This is a genomic window from Treponema bryantii, assembly GCF_900113965.1.
Classification (GTDB): domain Bacteria; phylum Spirochaetota; class Spirochaetia; order Treponematales; family Treponemataceae; genus Treponema_D; species Treponema_D bryantii_A.
The window spans coordinates 30,630-43,947 of sequence record NZ_FORI01000004.1; the positions used below are offsets into that span (position 1 = coordinate 30,630).

The following is a 13,318-nucleotide window of genomic DNA, read 5'->3' on the forward strand; positions in this document are numbered from 1 at the left end:
ACTCCGCCAGTTTTTTTTGTTATGGTGTATTAAATGGTGTAAACCCAACCCTCTGGAGCTGGAAGTCTTCCCATCTGAATACCAGTCAAAGTGTCGTAAATCTCCTTCAACTTAGGACCCATTTCCTGTTTTCCTTCGTTATAGATAATCTGCTTTCCGTGATCGTCAATTTCGCCAACAGGTGAAATTACAGCTGCAGTACCACAAAGACCGCATTCTACGAAGTCACCAAGTTCAGATTTATTAATCTTTCTCTCTTCAACTTCCATGTGGAGGTATTCTTTTGCAACAATTACAAGCGAGCGGCGTGTAATTGAAGGCAAGATAGAGTCAGATTTTGGAGTAACAAGCTTTCCATCCTTTGTGATGAAGAGGATGTTTGCTCCACCTGTTTCCTCAAGGTAAGTGTGAGTAGCAGGATCAAGATACATATTTTCTGCGTAGCCGTTGTTATGAGCGTCTACGATGTTGTGCAAAGACATAGCATAGTTCAAACCAGCCTTAATATCACCAGTTCCGTGAGGAGCTGCGCGGTCGAGGTCTGAAAGGCGAACCTTAATAGGTTTTACTCCGCCCTTGAAATATGGTCCTACAGGAGTTACGAGAATGCGGAACTGATATTCCTCAGCTGGCTTTACACCAATAACTGCGCTAGAACCGAACATATATGGACGGATGTAAAGAGTAGCACCGCTTCCATATGGTGGAACCCAGTCCTTGTTTGCTTCAATAGTCTGAAGAACAGCTTCAATAAAGCGCTCTTTTGGGAAAACCGGCATTTCAAGACGCTTACAAGAGTTTTCCATACGCTCAGCGTTTAAGTCTGGGCGGAAAGTTACGATATCACCGTGTTCAGTTGTATATGCTTTAAGGCCTTCAAAACAGGTCTGTGCGTACTGCAATACGCCTGCACATTCGTTGATTTTGACTGTATGGTCAGAAGTCAATTTTCCTTCATCCCATTCACCGTTTTTCCAGTTTGCTACATAACTTTTTGATGTTTCCATGTAGCCGAAAGGCAAGTTGCCCCAGTCCAATTTTTTAGTTGCCATATTATTGCTCCTTTAATTATATTAAAGTTCTTTATTATTACTAAATTATTATATAACTATTTTATTTATTAGTAAAGTGTTATAATATAAATTATGAAAATTTACACATGGAACGATATTCTTGCAATATTAAACGGTGACTCAAACGAAAATTTTCCGAAAACCGGAATCTCTACGGGCTGTTTTGACGGCCTGCATAAGGGACATCGTAAGCTGCTGTCTGCGCTTATTGATGCCTGCCGTGCTAAGGGGCTTTCGGCCGGGGTTGTAACTTTTGCGCGCCCGCTGCCAGGTATAAAACATAGTAATGATTATAAGGGCGATCTCACAACTTTGAATCAGCGCCTTAACCTTTTTGAGCAGCTTGGAATTGATTTTGCCATTATTGTAGATTTTGATGATTCTTTTGCCAGCATGATGGGGGCTGATTATCTGAATATCCTTTTGAATGTGTGTAATATGGAGCTTTTAGCCGAAGGAATTGATTTCCGCTGCGGTTTTAAGGGCGCTACAGATGCTCAGGCTATCCGTTATTGGGCAGAAAAGAATAATGTAGAAACTATTTTTGTTGACCCGGTATATTTTAAGGAAGGAACTGATGAAGAAGAAAGAATCAGCTCTTCATACATCAGAACAATGCTGAGCCGCGGCTTTTTTACCACTGCATGTGAACTTCTGGAACGTCCATACGAAATTGATATTGCAGCCCTTCGCCGCGACCCTCAAAGTGCGCAGCTTCTCCCACCTGACGGCCTTTACCGCACCGAAAACGAGAAGGGGGAACTGGTAAGGCTGAAAATAGAAAACGGCCGCATCAAAGAACTTCCCGTTTGTGAAAGAGTAAGGTTTATATAAAATGTGGTTTCGATACACTCGCTTCGCGAGCACTCAACCACCGTGGTGATTGAGTAAGCCGAAGGCTGTATCGAAATCATATCCCAAACTCTTCCTGCGAGCACATATTCTTTGCGTCTTCAAAATCAATCGGCTTGCCCCAGACAAAGCCCTGAATAAAGTCGCATTTATGTTCGCGCAGAATATCAAGCTGAGCTTCTTTTTCAACGCCTTCGGAAATAACTTCGCAGTTCATAACATGGCCCATGTAAATTACTGAATCAACAACATCGCGCATGCTCTGGCTGGTTTCAATATCATCAATAAGACTCTTATCAATCTTAAGAAGGTTGATAGGAAGAGTCATTAGAGTTTTGATAGAAGTATAGCCCGTTCCAAAATCATCAAGCGCAATCTTAACACCAAGATCTCTCAGTTGCTTAATATTTGAAATGGTGGTTTCCATAGATTCAGAGAAGGAGTATTCAGTAATTTCTAGTTCAAGTTTTTCTGGCGGGAACTGAGTTTCTTCAAGAATCTTTGTGAGTCTGGAAATAAAGTCGCGGCTGCTCATTGTTTTGGCAGATATATTTATAGAAATAATTATATCATTTTCATCATTTTCAAGAACTGGCTTAAACTCTGTCATTGCAGTCTGAAGAACAAAATCATCAATCTTCATAATGAGGTTAGAGCGTTCAGCGGCAGGAATAAACTCCACTGGGCTTACAATTGAACAGTCAGGCTTTCTGCAGCGGATTAAAGTTTCAAATCCACGGAGCTTTTTATCATCAGTTGTAAACTGTGGCTGATAAACAAGATAAAAATACTTGTGTATAAGCGCTTCTTTTACAAGGAATTCTGCTTCACGCTGTTTTTCATCTGTATTCTGCATATTTTCATTGAAAATACAGATTTTGTGGTCGGCAAGGTTACGCGTTGCGGCAAGAGCTGTTTCGGCATTTCGCAAAATTGAAGAAGCGGTTTTTGTGTAATTATAAGGAGGATGTGAATAAACAAGCCCCGCACCAAGATTTACAGTGCAGGTAATTTCAGTTTTTCCATCATCAGATGGAACAATGATTGTATCGGACATAATTACACTTTTAAGGCGCTCTTCTGGAGATTCGCCGGGTTCAAAAAGAATTGCAAGCTTTGAACCGGTAATTCGGAACATCTTGTCCTTTTTATCAAGAATTGAGGAAATCTTTTCGGCAGTTTTTTTGATGAGGTAATCACCAGTCTGAATGCCGTAAACATCATTTGTGTGCTTAAAATCTTCAAGCTCAATATAGGCGAGGGTAAAAGACTTTTTTGCTTCTATATGTTCATTGATTTCTTTTACATAACTACGGCGGTTACCCTGTTTTGTAATATAGTCGGTCATGTTGCTGACAGAAAGGCGGCTATAAAACGAATAAATTGTCAGAAGAGTTACGATTGAAACGATGTTTGTTACCATTCCAGGCATAGAAACAATGGAGTGGGACATAATCATTGTAAACAAAAGGTAGACTGTAGCAATAATATTCATTCCCAGTCCAATTCTGAAACCTATTTTATAATCTGTAAAAATAAGAAGAATATAGATTAAAGAAAGTATACCCGAAAGAATTCCACTTTTTGTAGAAGACGGGATTCTAAGTGCGCCAATCTGAAAAAATGGTTCAGCCTTCATTCCAGATGAGCGGAGCGCCCAGAAGCAGACAAAGCCCAGCAAGGTCAGGATAATCAATCGTATGTTTTTTCTAGTTATGTGCCGCATCTACCACTCCCGAATGAAAGTTCAATATGTTAAAAGTATAAGTCATGAACTGCCCGTTGTAAATCAAAAAATAGGCAGTGCTAAATATCTCAAAAATTGAGAGTGCTTGAGAATTCACTAGTGCTTGTATAACCGGTTGCAGTGGTGGTACTGCATCTTACGAGGTAGCTTATGGTTGGTATGAAAAATAAATAGTTGATTAACTTAAACTTTTTATATAATATATTTAAATCTGTTTTACGAACTTTCTGTGATTACTTCCTAGAAACCCAGGATTTGACCTGCAGAGTTTTCGCTCAGACAGAGTTTTCGGCCTGGCCGGAAATCATAATTTTTTAAGGGGTTCCAATATGGCACTTTCTAAAGAAACTACTTCTGCAACAGTAAAGAAGTACGGAGCAAAAGATACTGATACAGGTAATGTAAAGGTACAGATTGCTATCATGACACAGCGTGTTCAGCAGCTCACAGAGCACAACAAGCAGTTCCCAAAGGACGCTAACGCTAAGCGTGCTCTCCTCAAGGTTGTAGGACAGCGCCGCAAGATGCTCCGCTATTTTGAACGCACAGACCTCGAAGGCTACCGTGCATTCATCAAAGAGCTCGGACTTCGTAAGTAGAGCCACGATGGTTGAGTGCCTGCAAAGCAGGTGTATCGAAACCATCATTACAAATCCCGCCAGTTTCGCACTGCGCGGGATTTTTTTTGCCCGGCGTAAATTCACTACCATGAATTTGGTTGGTTATAACGCTATTTGCATTTTATTCGCGTCCATAGTATAATAACAAAATGTTATATAATAAAATAAACACTGAGTTATAAGCTCTATGTTTATTATAAAGGAGATTTTTTATGAAAAAACTATTAGGTATCTTGTTTGGGCTTGCTGTTTTGGGAATGACAAGTGTGTTTGCTGCAGAAGGAAAGAAGATTGCTGATTTGAAAACTCTTTATCCTGATACTGATGTGACTTATACTTTTAATATTAATAATAAGTCAGCAAATGATGTATCTTTCTTTTTGATTAAATTTGTTGGTAATACAAAAACAGAAGTATATGAATATGTAGTTTCTGCAAAATCAAAAGATGTAATCGATTTTTCTACCAAGATTGATAATGTTGCAGGTGACTGGTGGGGCTTTGGCTGGGTAAATGAGAATGGCGGCGTTGGAAATGGCGGTGCTGAATGGTGGTCTCAGCAGAAAGAAATTGTAATTGATAAAGATGGCTGGCTTACATATAAAGATAACGGTTCAACCCAAAAAATGGCAAAGATTAAGAAGTTTTAATCTTATCAGATAATGAAGCAACTCCCGCATAGCCAGGTGCCGTGCGGGAGTTTTTTTTATAAATTACAATAAGAATTCTTCGATAAGTTTTTCAAGAGACTTAATGGAAGGCGGCTCGGTCTGTGTTTCCATGGTGATGATGAGATTGCGGCCGGCGAGAATTCCGTTTTCGGTGTAGAGGCGGAGCTTGCCGGCCGCATTGTTTGAGTATTCGTTGGAGTCCATGAGGCCAAAGTGTTCCCAGAAGAACTCGGTACGGGTGCGCGTGTTGAGGCAGAGGAAGTCGGGGTAGAGGGTGATGGAGCTGCCGAAGTTGCCTCGAATGTCGTCAGGGTTGATGCGTTTCAGTGTAATCGGGAACTCGTAACGATAAGGTATGTTGTAGCGGAAAAGTGTATCTGCGATTATTACTTCGGATTTTGAGCGCACCCGTTCGCCATGGGCAGTACAGATGTAAGGTGCATCCGGCGCGAAGGGCCGGCCCGTCCAGGAGATTTCCTGCCAGTGGGCTGCGTACTCTTCATTTGTGAGTGTCGCCGGAGTAATGAGGTCTCGGCGGGCCGGGCAGAGGTTTTCGTAGAGTTCAGGAATGGCGCGGCCATTGTCTGTCTGCTTCAGATAATTTTGAAGGGCGGAAATTTCTTTTTGCAGTTGCTTAATAAGGCGGGCGTCGTAGTCCTTTTGTGCCAGCTGGCGGGCAAGAGTTTCTTTAGAGTGAGGCAGATATTTTCCTCTTAAGCTTCCGCGCTCAGTTATCAGATAAAATTCCGGGTGTCCGCCATTTTGAGAGATGCGGATGCGCCCCTGAGGGGATTTTTCATAAGACTTCTTTTTGGAGTCCAGTAACTTTTGCAGCTCTGTGAGTCTCTTTTCTATAAGGTGCGTAATTAGATTTGGAGACAGTTCTTCCATAATAACTCCTCGTGGCTTTTGTGAGCTTCTTTTATGTGTTTTTATCCAACTTAACTGAGAGTATGTTTTGTTAAGTCGGACGTTTTGGAGATTTTTTAGCTATGGGGCCGCTTTTTATTGGAATGGAGTCCGACTTAACCTGGAAAAGTCGTTGTTAAGTCGGACAAAATCACTGCTTTCGGCGCTTGGCGGACCTGTTTTTACCAATTTCCCTTTTGAGGCGTCCGACTTTACGCGGCAGTTTTGTTGTTAAGTCGGAGACTGAAAGGTTGTAGCCCCACAATTTATAATTCTCCACATATAATATAGGTGCGAACTGCACATTTTTGACAAAAATCCCAGAAAATTTATAGATAATTCCGGCGCAAATCCATTACCAAATATACATTCTTTGTGAAGTAGTTTATGAAAAAACTATTTATGATCTTGGGAACTCTAGCTGTTTTAGCTGTATTTGTCGGATGTTCAAATTCAAGTAATTCCTTTTGATATAAATAGAATAATCCCGCGCAGCCAGTCTCTGAGCGGGATTTTTTTATTTGAATCTTCTATATATTAACATTGATTATTCTCCTGTTATGGATTAAAATTAATCATTATTATTTTTTATTAGCCAGCGCGCCGGGGAATTGGGGCCTTGCGGGGGTTTGCCCTGGGAATAATGCGATGTCTTTTAATTTTTGTGACTGGCGATGATTTACCCCGCTGGGTGGGGTAGCCGAAAACACCGAAGGTGGTTGAGGCGTAGGGCGGGGCTCCGCCCTCCTTAATTAAGTATATTAGTTTTACTAATAAATAGATAAAAACATGCGTCGGATGTAGTGACGTGTGTAGGAGAAAATTATGTCTGTAGAAAGAGTAACCTACAAACTTGGAGATGCCGATCTCATCTTGGAAACAGGAAAAATCGGTAAGCAGGCTAATGGTTGTGTTTACGCTCAGTGGGGCGGAGCAGCTATTATTGCAACAATTTGTGCTTCATCTTCTGTTACAGAAGGTCAGGATTTCGTTCCTGTTACTGTAGAGTACAACGAAAAATTCTATGCTGCCGGAAAAATCCCTGGTGGCTTTGTTAAGCGCGAAGGACGCCCTAAGGATAAAGAGATTTTGGTATCTCGTCTTATCGACCGCCCTATGCGTCCACTTTTTGAGCCGTCTTTTGGTCATGAACTTCAGATTGTTCCAACTTGTGTTTCTTGCGACGGTGTTCATACTCAGGATATTCTTGCTGTTATTGCCGCTTCAGCTGCTACTTGTATTTCTGATATTCCATTCCACGGACCAGTTGCTGCTTGTCGTGTTGGATACTTGAACGGTGAATACATTATCAACCCAACTTTCGAACAGATTGAAAAGGGTGAACTTGAAATCGTTGTTGCCGGAACTAAAGACGGCTTTACAATGGTAGAAGGTGGTGCTAACGAAGTTTCTGAAGAGCTTATGCTCGGAGCTTTGGAACGCGCTCAGAAGTTCATCACTGATATGTGTCTTCTTCAGGAAGAACTTGTTAAGAAGGCTGGTAAGGAAAAGCTTCCTTTGAACCCTCTTGATGTAACTCTTGATAACGCTGAAGCTATCGAAGCTGAAGCAACTCCACTTCTTAAGGAAGCATGCTTCAAGGGTAGCAAGATTGAACGCGGTAAGGCAATTTCTCAGGTTCAGAGAGACCTCGCTGCAAAATATGCTGAACAGCTTTCTGACCCTATTCAGGCAAAGCTTTTCTGTACTTTGATGGACGACATCCAGTACAAGCTTCTCCGCAAGTCTATTCTTGACGATGGAGTTCGTGTTGACGGACGTAAGGTTGACGAAATCCGCCCAATCACTTGTGAAGTAAACGTATTGCCAACTCCACACGGAAGCGCACTTTTCACTCGTGGTGAAACTCAGTCTCTTGCTGTATGTACTCTTGGTACTGCAATGGACGAACAGTCTTATGATGATATCGATGGAGACCGCTCAGAGCACTTCATCCTTCACTATAACTTCCCACCATACTCAGTTGGTGAAACTGGTAAACTTACAACAGGTCGTCGTGAAATTGGTCACGGAAACCTGGCTCGCCGCTCACTCGCTGCTATGGTTCCAAGTCGCGAAGAGTTCCCTTACACAATCCGCGTAGTTTCAGAAATCATGGAATCTAACGGTTCATCATCACAGGCTTCTACTTGTGGTGGTACTCTTTGTATGCTCGCTGCCGGTGTTCCAATGAAGAAGATGGTAGCAGGTATTGCTATGGGTCTTATCACAGAACCAGAGGGAGACAATCCTTATGGCCGCTATAAGATTTTGAGCGATATTCTTGGTGAAGAAGACCACCTTGGTGATATGGACTTTAAGGTAGCCGGAACAAAAGACGGTATTACCGGATTCCAGATGGATATTAAGATTGCCGGTGTAACAACTGAAATCATGAAGAAGGCTATGGAACAGGCTCGCCAGGGTCGTCTCCACATCCTCTCAATCATGGAGAAGTGCATCGACAAGCCGGCACCTCTTGCTAAGAACGCTCCACAGATCCTCACTATGAAGATTCCTGTAGACAAGATTGGCGCTCTCATTGGACCAGGTGGAAAGAATGTTAAAGCTCTCTGCGCTCAGTATGATGTAACAATCAACACTGAAGACGACGGAACTGTAACAATCTACTCAAAGAATGGCTTGAATGCAGAAGCAGCAAAGAAGGCTGTTAAGGGCATTACAGAGGATCCAGAGGTTGGAACAATCTATCAGGGTACTGTAAAGCGCATTATGGACTTTGGTGCATTCGTAGAAATCCTTCCAGGAAAAGAAGGACTCTGCCACATTTCAAAGCTTTCAAAACAGCGCGTAAACAAGGTAACTGACGTTCTTACAGAAGGTCAGGTAATTCCTGTTAAGCTGCTCGAAGTAGACAAGCAGGGAAGATTGAACCTTTCTTACATTGACGCTCTTGATGAGCAGAAATAATTATTTATTTATACAGTAAATAAGATGGTGGTGGTTGAGCCTGTCGAAACTACCACCATTTTTTTATAGGAGGAAAGATTTATGGCAACAAAAACTAACAGAGGACTCGGTGCATTATTCCTGCGAATAGCACTGGCTTGTTATTTCATTATCACCGGACTTTGTATGCTAGGAGTTGGTGGTTCAATCAAGTCTAGCGAAGCAGGCGCTGCAATTTATGAAATCTTTAGTGGTGACCTTGCAAAAATCGTTGCAATTATTGTTGCAATTGTTCTGCTTATTGGCGGTGTTTGCATTGCAATCACAATTTTCCGCGACCTTGGAAGCTGGGACAATACAGTAATGCTCATTCTTACTATCATCTGGATTATTATTGCTGTTGTTGCAGATGTTTTCAGTCGTTCTTTCGGTGTAAACAAACTCGACGGTGATGCGATGTTCTGGATTTTGAATGTTGCAAAAGATCTCTTGATTATTGGTGGGCTTCTTTCTATTCGATAAAAGAAAGACAGTTAATGTTTTAAAAGCGGTGTCTGGCAATGTTCTGGGCACCGCTTTTTTTATTTGTATACTTCTGCTATAATAGAAGAATGAATACTGTGAATATTAAATGCGTAGCTTCTAAGGGGTCTACGATTCCAGAATATAAAACTAAGGGCGCGGCAGGTGCAGACCTCTGCGCCCTGCTTAATGAACCTCTCACAATTCCTGCCGGTAAGTTTGCAATGGTGCCGACAGGACTTTTCTTTGAGATTCCCGAAGGGTATGAAGTGCAGGTGCGTCCTCGCTCAGGCCTTGCGGCAAAGAACGGTGTAACTGTTTTAAATACACCGGGAACTATAGACAGCGATTACCGTGGCGAAATCAAAGTAATCCTTATAAATCTTGGTGATGCAGATTTTACGATTAATTCGGGAGACCGCATTGCTCAGATGATCATTGCACCTGTAACACAGGCAAAGTTTACAATTACAGAAAGTCTTAGTGAGACAGAACGTGGAACCGGCGGGTTCGGCTCTACTGGAGTTTCGGCAGGCAAGTAAATGAATGTAAAACCCGTGATTGCAAAAATCAGACAAAGCCGCCTTGTAAAAACAATCTGGCCTTTTATCAGGAAAATTAAAGAATACAACGATCGTAGAAAAAGTGTTCTTCGAAATCATATCCTCATTAAATATCTGTTTAAGGATTTGTTTCTTTATTTTCTTGTATCCTTCTTTTTCTTCTTTATGATTTTCTTTGTAAATCAGATTCTGCTGGATGTAGAAAAACTGCTTGCTAAGTCTGCACCTTTTGTAGATGTAATGCACATTATGATTTACAGTCTTCCGTTCATCATTGCGCAGTCGGCGCCTTTTGCAACGCTTGTAGGTTTCCTTATGAGCCTTGGCGGAATGATGAGCAGTAATGAGATTTTGATTTTCAGAGCAGCCGGACTTTCTTTCTTTAAGATTTTTGTTCCTGTTGCTCTGCTTGGAATTATTATTTCCATTGGTTCGTTTTTTGTGAACGACTATCTGCTTCCACTTGGAACAATCAAATATAATCAGCTGATGCGAAAAATTGTAAACTCAACTCCGTCTATTGAGCTTGAGTCGAACAGTGTTAAGCATCTTGATTCAGCAAATATTGTTTTTGGAAATGTAGAAGGAAACACAGTTTCTGATATTGTAATTATAGATCCAAAAGAAGGAGAAGACCGTCTTATTGTTGCTGGCGAGTCTGTTTTAATTGGTGCCAAGGAAGAGGGCGTTCTTATGCAGTTTGATATGAATGATGCAACCGTCCTCACAATTAAATCTAATAATAGAAACAATTATGATATTCTGCGCTCGGCAAGAACTGTTATGAACGTTTTTGATTCTACGTTCCTTGGTTCTAATTCTCAGAACCCGCGCGAGATGACAACTTATGACCTTACAAAAAGACTTAATGAGATGAAGTCTGAGCATTCAGAAAATCCAAGTACAATCCGCAAAATCAATTTATGGGGAATGGAATGGCACAAGAAATTTGCAATTCCGTTTGGTTCAATCTTTTTTGCGCTGCTTGCTTTTTCAATGGCCTTTCTGTTTGGTAAAAACAACGGACAGATGATTGGACTTTTCCTTGGTCTTGTCATCTGCGTTTTATACTGGGCCGTTCAGATTGTAGGCCAGCTGCTTGTAACAAAAGTTGGTCTGAATGCGTTTTGGTGTATATGGACGCCAAACTTTTTGATTGGTGGTTTTGGTTTAATTTTCTTAACGAGACTTATAAAGAAGTAGTGGTAAAGAAGTAGGAAATTATGAAACTTATAATTTATCTGTTGAAAAAAGTACTTCCTCTTTTTTTTGGCGCAATGTTCTTTTTTGCGCTTGTACTCAATCTCGTTGACCTTTTTATGAATATTGCAAATTATCTTCAGAATAACTGCGCGGCAAAAGATATTCTTATGGTTATGGCATATTATGTTCCAAAAACTATATGGTATGCGGTTCCGGTAGCTATTCTGTTTTCAACATCTTATGCGCTCAGCGAAATGTATGCGGCAAACGAGATTCAGGCGCTGCTTGCGTCTGGTGTTTCGCTTTTCCGTTTTACACTTCCGCTTCTCGTAATTAGTCTTGCAATGGCTTACGGACTTTTCGTGTTTGAAAATAAATTTGTTGTTCAGACTTACGAAAAGAAAACAACCATGCAGGAAACTCTTCTTCAGAAAAAGAAAAATGAAAATAACACAAATGTAATTGTACTTTCGGATAACGGAAGAATTATTTATTCTGCGGCACGTTATCTGGAAAGCCAGAAAAAGCTTCGTACCTGTTATTTTGTTTTTCGTGGAGAGGAGCGCGAACTGCTTGCAATAATTTACAGTAAGCAGGCTGTGTGGAACACTGAGCGGCAGGTTTGGGAGCTGGAGGAGCCGGTGCAGTATGAGCCGGTAGAAGATACACTCAAGGTTACAAACGTAAATTATGATTATGTTAATTCGCTTACCGAGTCGTATGAAATCTTCCGTAAAACAAACGTAGATGTTCAGTCAGTTTCGGCAGAAGAGGCAAAGCTTTATATACAGCATCTTAAAAAAGCTGGACTTCCGTATAATGAAGAGCTTTCAGAATACTATAAGAAGTTTGCGTTCCCATTTATTGTGTTTATCGTTGTGTTCCTTTCAATCGGGCTCACAGGTAAAACACGAAAGAATGTGCTTCTTATAAGTCTTGCATCTTGTATTGGTGCATCAGTTCTGTTTTATGTTACAATGATGGTAACTATGGTTCTTGCAAAGCATGGTTATATTTCTGCTTTTGCTGGAGCCTGGTCGCCGGTTATTTTCTTTACAGTTATCAGTGTTGTGCTTCTAAGATTTGCACGCACATAAGAGGTTAGAATGAGTGAAGTTTTAAAGATTTTTGATATTAAACACAAGAATAAAGACAGCCGTGCAAGAACAGGAACAGTACATCTTCCACATGGAGATGTAAGAACTCCTGTTTTTATGCCTGTAGGAACAAACGCTACAGTAAAGGCAATGCCAAAAGATTTTCTTGAAGAAATTGATTTTGATATCATCCTTGCAAATACCTATCATCTTTTCTTAAGACCAGGTCCGGATCTGATTAAAGAAGCCGGCGGACTTCACGGATTTTCTCAGTGGAAGAAAAACTTCCTTACAGATTCCGGCGGGTTCCAGGTTTTCTCTTTGAGCAAGCTCCGCAAGATTACAGATGAGGGCGTACGCTTTCAGAGCCACATTGACGGAAGTTATCATATGTTTACTCCGGAAAATGTTGTTCAGACTCAGACAAAATTTAATTCAGATATTCAGATGCAGCTTGATGTATGTTCGGGCTGGGGTGTAGAACGCAAAGAAGCTGAACGTGCACTTAAAATTACAAGCGACTGGCTGCTACGTGCAAAAGGCGAGTGGGAAAAACAGCGCGAGGCCGGTTATGAAGGAATGCTCTTCCCGATTGTTCAGGGAAACTTTTTTGAAGACCTCCGACAGAAGAGTGCAGAATTTGTAAGCTCTCTTGATATGCCGGGAATTGCAATTGGTGGTCTTAGCGTAGGTGAGCCTCCTGCAGAGTTTACAAAATATTTGAACTATACAGTGCAGTATCTGCCGGAAGATAAACCAAAGTATGTAATGGGAATTGGTACTCCAGAATATATTCTTGATGCAGTACAGGCTGGAATTGATATGTTCGACTGTGTACTGCCAACAAGAAATGCGCGCAACGGCTCATACTTTACTCGCCGTGGAATGCTCAGTATTAAACAGGAAAGATGGATCCATGACTTTGGTCCGATTGATCCTGAATGTAACTGTAAAGTTTGCCGCACTTATTCCCGAAGTTATTTAAGACATCTTTTTAAAGAACAGGAAATCTTAAGCAGTATTCTTGCAAGCTATCATAATCTTTATTTCCTGAACAATATGCTCAAGGAAATAAGAGTTGCAATTGATGAAGACAGATTTGAAGAATATAGAAAAGAGTTCCTTGAAAAGTTTCATACAGGAGTCTGATT

The 13,318-nt window shown here is 41.1% G+C and carries 12 protein-coding genes; 9 read left to right on the forward strand and 3 right to left on the reverse strand.

What is annotated here, in order from left to right:
* Window positions 1-29: 29 nt before the first annotated feature.
* Window positions 30-1,052, reverse strand: a complete 1,023-nt coding sequence (locus BM161_RS06205) for a branched-chain amino acid aminotransferase (RefSeq protein WP_074931148.1) — start codon at window positions 1,050-1,052, stop codon at window positions 30-32.
* A gap of 93 nt (window positions 1,053-1,145) precedes the next feature.
* Here BM161_RS06205 and BM161_RS06210 point away from each other — a divergent pair, with 93 nt between their 5' ends.
* Window positions 1,146-1,907 carry an FAD synthetase family protein gene (locus BM161_RS06210; protein WP_074931149.1) on the forward strand — a complete coding sequence of 254 codons (762 nt, stop codon included), beginning with the start codon at window positions 1,146-1,148 and terminating at the stop codon, window positions 1,905-1,907.
* 76 nt (window positions 1,908-1,983) lie between these two features.
* On the opposite strand, the gene BM161_RS06215 is transcribed toward BM161_RS06210, so the two are convergent.
* Entirely contained in the window at window positions 1,984-3,651 is a 1,668-nt protein-coding gene (locus tag BM161_RS06215) for a putative bifunctional diguanylate cyclase/phosphodiesterase (RefSeq protein WP_083425701.1), read from the reverse strand.
* Between the two features lie 350 nt (window positions 3,652-4,001).
* Here BM161_RS06215 and rpsO point away from each other — a divergent pair, with 350 nt between their 5' ends.
* Together rpsO and BM161_RS06225 are read left to right on the forward strand one after the other, a co-directional pair.
* The gene (gene rpsO, locus BM161_RS06220; RefSeq protein WP_074931151.1) at window positions 4,002-4,271 is read left to right on the forward strand and encodes a 30S ribosomal protein S15; all 270 of its coding nucleotides are present in this window, start codon (window positions 4,002-4,004) and stop codon (window positions 4,269-4,271) included.
* Window positions 4,272-4,504: 233 nt separating this feature from the next.
* The gene (locus tag BM161_RS06225; RefSeq protein WP_074931152.1) at window positions 4,505-4,942 is read left to right on the forward strand and encodes a hypothetical protein; all 438 of its coding nucleotides are present in this window, start codon (window positions 4,505-4,507) and stop codon (window positions 4,940-4,942) included.
* A 63-nt stretch (window positions 4,943-5,005) separates the two neighbouring features.
* On the opposite strand, the gene BM161_RS06230 is transcribed toward BM161_RS06225, so the two are convergent.
* Window positions 5,006-5,854, reverse strand: coding sequence for a hypothetical protein (locus BM161_RS06230; RefSeq protein WP_074931153.1), 849 nt, complete (start codon window positions 5,852-5,854; stop codon window positions 5,006-5,008).
* Between the two features lie 843 nt (window positions 5,855-6,697).
* Between BM161_RS06230 and pnp the strand changes: the two genes are divergently transcribed.
* The 6 genes from pnp (at window position 6,698) to tgt (ending at window position 13,316) form a co-directional block, all read left to right on the forward strand.
* Complete coding sequence (gene pnp / locus BM161_RS06235; RefSeq protein ID WP_074931154.1) at window positions 6,698-8,803, forward strand: polyribonucleotide nucleotidyltransferase; 2,106 nt, start codon at window positions 6,698-6,700, stop codon at window positions 8,801-8,803.
* Between the two features lie 81 nt (window positions 8,804-8,884).
* Complete coding sequence (locus tag BM161_RS06240) at window positions 8,885-9,304, forward strand: hypothetical protein (protein WP_074931155.1); 420 nt, start codon at window positions 8,885-8,887, stop codon at window positions 9,302-9,304.
* A 98-nt stretch (window positions 9,305-9,402) separates the two neighbouring features.
* The gene (gene dut, locus BM161_RS06245; RefSeq protein ID WP_425319047.1) at window positions 9,403-9,846 is read left to right on the forward strand and encodes a dUTP diphosphatase; all 444 of its coding nucleotides are present in this window, start codon (window positions 9,403-9,405) and stop codon (window positions 9,844-9,846) included.
* Complete coding sequence (locus BM161_RS06250) at window positions 9,847-11,070, forward strand: LptF/LptG family permease (RefSeq protein ID WP_083425702.1); 1,224 nt, start codon at window positions 9,847-9,849, stop codon at window positions 11,068-11,070. It abuts the gene before it with no gap.
* Window positions 11,071-11,090: 20 nt separating this feature from the next.
* Complete coding sequence (locus tag BM161_RS06255) at window positions 11,091-12,167, forward strand: LptF/LptG family permease (RefSeq protein ID WP_074931156.1); 1,077 nt, start codon at window positions 11,091-11,093, stop codon at window positions 12,165-12,167.
* A 9-nt stretch (window positions 12,168-12,176) separates the two neighbouring features.
* The gene (gene tgt / locus BM161_RS06260) at window positions 12,177-13,316 is read left to right on the forward strand and encodes a tRNA guanosine(34) transglycosylase Tgt (RefSeq protein ID WP_074931157.1); all 1,140 of its coding nucleotides are present in this window, start codon (window positions 12,177-12,179) and stop codon (window positions 13,314-13,316) included.
* The last annotated feature ends 2 nt before the right edge of the window (window positions 13,317-13,318 follow it).